A 1731-nucleotide genomic window follows, 5' to 3' on the forward strand; every position below is an offset into this window, starting at 1 on the left:
GCCGCCACCACCCGCACCGACGGGGAAGTGCAGACGTACCAAGTGCGGGTGCTCGATTACGTCGGCAACGACACCGAGCTCAGTGACAGCCAAGACGTGACCTTTGACATTGACGGCAGTGGCGGCGGCACCGGTACGGGTACCGGCGGCACCAACTCAGGCGTGACCGCGGTCTCTATCGACAGCATCACCGACGACTCAGGTCTGGCGACAGACTTCATCACCAACGATGTCGATGGCATCACCGTGAGCGGTAGCCTGACCGGTACGGTCAACAACGACATTGTCCAAGTGAGCCTTGACGGCGGCGCGACCTGGAACGACGCCACGGTCAGTGGCAGCAGCTGGAGTTACGTCGACGCCACCACCCGCACCGACGGGGAAGTGCAGACGTACCAAGTGCGCGTGCTCGATTACGTCGGCAACGACACCGAGCTCAGTGACAGCCAAGACGTGACCTTTGACATTGACGGCAGCGGTGGCGGCACCGGCACGGGTACCGGTGGCACCAACTCGGGCGTGACGGCGGTCTCTATCGACAGCATCACCGACGACTCAGGTCTGGCGACGGACTTCATCACCAACGATGTGGATGGCATCACCGTGAGCGGTAGCCTGACCGGCACGGTCAACAACGACATCGTCCAAGTGAGCCTTGACGGCGGCGCGACGTGGAACGACGCCACGGTCAGTGGCAGCAGCTGGAGTTACGTGGACGCCACCACCCGCACCGACGGGGAAGTGCAGACGTACCAAGTGCGCGTGCTCGATTACGTCGGCACCACCGAGCTCAGTGACAGCCAAGATGTGACCTTTGACATTGACGGCAGTGGCGGCGGCACCGGTACGGGTACCGGCGGCACCAACTCGGGCGTGACGGCGGTCTCTATCGACAGCATCACCGACGACTCGGGTCTGGCGACAGACTTTATTACCAACGATGTGGATGGCATCACCGTCAGCGGTAGCCTGACCGGCACGGTCAACAACGACATTGTCCAAGTGAGCCTTGACGGCGGCGCGACGTGGAACGACGCCACGGTCAGTGGTCTATCTTGGAGTTACGTGGACGCCACCACCCGCACCGACGGGGAAGTGCAGACGTACCAAGTGCGCGTGCTCGATTACGTCGGCAACGACACCGAGCTCAGTGACAGCCAAGATGTGACCTTTGACATTGACGGCAGTGGCGGCGGCACCGGTACGGGTACCGGCGGCACCAGCTCGGGCGTGACCGCGGTCTCTATCGACAGCATCACCGACGACTCAGGTCTGGCGACAGACTTCATTACCAACGATGTCGATGGCATCACCGTCAGCGGTAGCCTGACCGGAACAGTCAACAACGACATCGTCCAGGTGAGCCTTGATGGCGGCGCGACGTGGAACGACGCCACGGTCAGTGGCAGCAGCTGGAGTTACGTSGACRCCACCACCCGCACCGACGGGGAAGTGCAGACRTAYCAAGTGCGCGTGCTCGATTACGTCGGCAACGACACCGAGCTCAGTGACAGCCAAGACGTGACCTTTGACATTGACGGCAGCGGTGGCGGCACCGGCACGGGTACCGGTGGCACCAACTCGGGCGTGACGGCGGTCTCTATCGACAGCATCACAGACGACTCAGGTCTGGCGACGGACTTCATCACCAACGACGTCGATGGCATCACCGTGAGCGGTAGCCTGACCGGCACGGTCAACAACGACATCGTCCAGGTGAGCCTTGATGGC

General features: G+C 62.4%; 1 protein-coding gene. It reads left to right on the forward strand.

Annotated elements, in window-relative coordinates:
• Nucleotides 1–96: 96 nt before the first annotated feature.
• Nucleotides 97–1731: hypothetical protein (locus tag L1D11_RS22415; protein WP_239862823.1), on the forward strand; the 1635-nt coding region annotated here is incomplete at its 3' end.

The organism is Vibrio sp. Isolate32 (assembly GCF_022397955.1).
In the GTDB taxonomy this organism is placed as follows: Bacteria; Pseudomonadota; Gammaproteobacteria; order Enterobacterales; family Vibrionaceae; genus Vibrio.